The following is a 1,226-nucleotide window of genomic DNA, read 5'->3' as shown; positions in this document are numbered from 1 at the left end:
CTCCAGGATCTTGCTGTCACGGTAGTGCCGGGCCACGGTGTACTCGTTCATGAATCCGTAGCCGCCGTGGATCTGGGTGGCGTCCCGGGCGTTGTCCATCGCGGCCTCGCCGGCGATCAGCTTGGCCATGGCGGCCTCGGTCTTGAACGGCTTGCCGGCCAGCATCTTCTGGGCGGCCTCGTAGTAGGCCAGGCGGGCGGCGTGCGCGCGGGCCTGCATGCGGGCGATCTTGAAGGACACGGCCTGGAACTGCCCGATCTTCTGGCCGAACGAGGTCCGCTGCTTGGCGTAGGCGACCGACTCGTCCACGCAGCCCTGGGCCGCGCCGGTGGCCAGGGCCGCGATGGCGATACGGCCCTCGTCGAGGATCTCGAGGAAGTGGGCGAAGCCGCGGCCGCGGGCGCCCAGCAGGTTCTCCTCCGGCACGCGCACGTCCGAGAAGTGCAGGGCGTGGGTGTCCGAGGAGTTCCAGCCGACCTTGTCGTAGGCCTTGGCCACGGAGAAGCCCTCGGTGCCGGCGGGCACGAGGATCGTGGAGATCTCCTTGGCGGGGCGGCCGTCGTGGCCGGTCCTGCCCTCCACGGTGCCGGTCACGGCGGTGACGGTGACGAGCGAGGTGATGTCCGTGCCGGAGTTGGTGATGAACTCCTTGGCGCCGTTGATGCGCCACTGGCCGTCCTCGAGCGCGGCGGTGGTCTGGGTGCCGCCGGCGTCGGAGCCCGCGCCCGGCTCGGTGAGGCCGAAGCCGGCCAGGTGCGTGCCGGCCACGAGGTCCGGCAGCCAGCGCTGCTTCTGCTCCTCGGTGCCGAACTTCAGCAGCGGCATGGCGCCCAGGGAGACGCCGGCCTCGAGGGTGATGGCCACGGACTGGTTGACGCGGCCGAGCTGCTCGAGGGCCAGGGCCAGGGCGAAGTAGTCGCCGCCCATGCCGCCGTACTCCTCGGGGAACGGGAGGCCGAACAGGCCCATCTCGCCCATCTGGGCCACGATCTCGTACGGGAACTCGTGCTGGGCGTCCAGCTCGGCGGAGACCGGGGCCACGACCTCGTCGGCGAACTCGCGGACGGTGTCGGAGAGGACCTGGTAGTCCTCCTCGAGGGCGGGCAGGGTGCGGTGCTTGGTGCTCATGGTCCTCTCCTGTTCTCAGGTGTTCTCTGCGGGTGCTGCGTGCTCGGTGGGCTCGACGACGGCGATCAACGCCTGCGCGGCCACGGCGTCGCCCTCGG

The 1,226-nt window shown here is 70.7% G+C and carries 1 protein-coding gene; it reads right to left on the bottom strand.

The genetic code is table 11. The features are described from left to right. Positions 1 to 1,128, bottom strand: a 1,128-nt coding sequence (locus tag ACFWJO_RS39950) for an acyl-CoA dehydrogenase family protein (protein ID WP_386873229.1), incomplete at its 3' end; no start/stop codon positions are given. Between the last annotated feature and the right edge of the window lie 98 nt (positions 1,129 to 1,226).

Source organism: Streptomyces sp. NPDC127092 (assembly GCF_042722475.1).
In the GTDB taxonomy this organism is placed as follows: Bacteria; Actinomycetota; Actinomycetes; order Streptomycetales; family Streptomycetaceae; genus Streptomyces.
This window is presented reverse-complemented; position numbering and strand designations above follow the sequence as displayed.